This window comes from Novosphingobium sp. UBA6272, from assembly GCF_002440635.1.
Classification (GTDB): domain Bacteria; phylum Pseudomonadota; class Alphaproteobacteria; order Sphingomonadales; family Sphingomonadaceae; genus Novosphingobium.
Genome location: NZ_DJUW01000005.1, coordinates 1 through 1307 on the forward strand (window position 1 = coordinate 1; position 1307 = coordinate 1307).

Sequence of the window (1307 nt, forward strand, 5' to 3'; positions counted from 1 at the left end):
CGCGGCCCGCGCCGCGACCGCGACGACGGTCCGGCTCCGGATCACGTCCCGGCCTTCCTCAAGGGCGACGACTAAGCCCTTCCGCACTTGCGGACAAGAAGCAGGGGCTGCGCGAAAGCGCGGCCCCTTTTTCTTTCGCCCCGCAAATCGCCATGCCTATGTCTTGCCATGCCGCCCATGATGGGGGATTGTATCCGCCTCTGAATGTCCATTGCTGGAGGGTGGTTATGCGGCGGAAATGGTGGCTGGGTGGTGCAGCCTTGACGCTGGCCATGTCTGCCGGGACAGCCTGGGCCTGCGCCGATGCAGGCTGCGAAGGTGGGTTCAGCCTGATCGGATCGTCGCAGAGCTGCCAGGGCATGGCGATGCTGGCCCCCGGCAATGACAGCCGGATCAATCTGATGTTGCTGCTGGCCGACAAGGGTAATCGCCCGATGTCCTCGCTCAAGCAGAGCGAGGCCAATTACAGCTATGTCAACCAGCCCACCGTGTTTGTCGATTGGGCTACGCTGCGCGGAGCCTATTTCCCTGAGGCAGCGTCGGCAGCAGGCGATGCCGCTCCGGCCTATTCGGGAACGCGCTGCCAATCCTATCAGCAGGGCGGGGAGGCGCTGCTCGCGGCGATGACTGCGAACCGGTCGCTGCCGGCGGGTGAGCGAAGCGCGCTGATTGCGGCGCGCGGCGCGGCGGAAGAGGTGTGCAAGCAGGCCACCGCCTATTCGCGCCGCTATGGCAATGAGAAGGGCACAGCGCTGCCGGTTTTCGCCAGCTGGCCTGTGGTATCAAGCGCGGCCGGCAAAGAATTCCTCGGCTATATCCAGGCCGCAGACGCGTTTTATGGTGAGCGCTGGGACGAGGCGCGGCAGGGATTTTCGGCACTGTCTGCCTCGGGCGACCCCTTCGTCCGCGAAACGGCGTCCTACATGCTGGTGCGGGTAGAGTTCGGGGCAGCGCAAACCGCAGCCTACGACGAGTACGGGTTTTATGACGGCAATGCCAAGGTCGATCAGGCCGCGGTAAAGCGCGGGCTGCAGGCACTGTCAGCCTACCTCAAAGCCTGGCCAAGTGGGCGCTATGCGGCTTCGGCTCAGGGATTGGTGAGGCGCGGCCTGTGGCTATCGCGCAACTACGGCCTGCTCGGCAGCGCCTATGCCCGGATGCTCGACCGGGCCTCCGCAAACGAAGAGGCTTCGGCGGAATTGGTCGAGGAGATCGATACCAAGCTGTTGTTCAACCCCGATGCCGAAGCTGCAGGGGTGGAAGGAGCCATGCTGCTGGCGGCCAAGGACCTGGTGGCGATGCGCGAC

The 1307-nt window shown here is 64.7% G+C and carries 1 pseudogene; it reads left to right on the forward strand.

The annotated features are described in order from the left end of the window. Nucleotides 1-227 precede the first annotated feature (227 nt). Nucleotides 228-1307: pseudogene (locus B2V17_RS04175) on the forward strand (hypothetical protein); the annotation flags it as partial.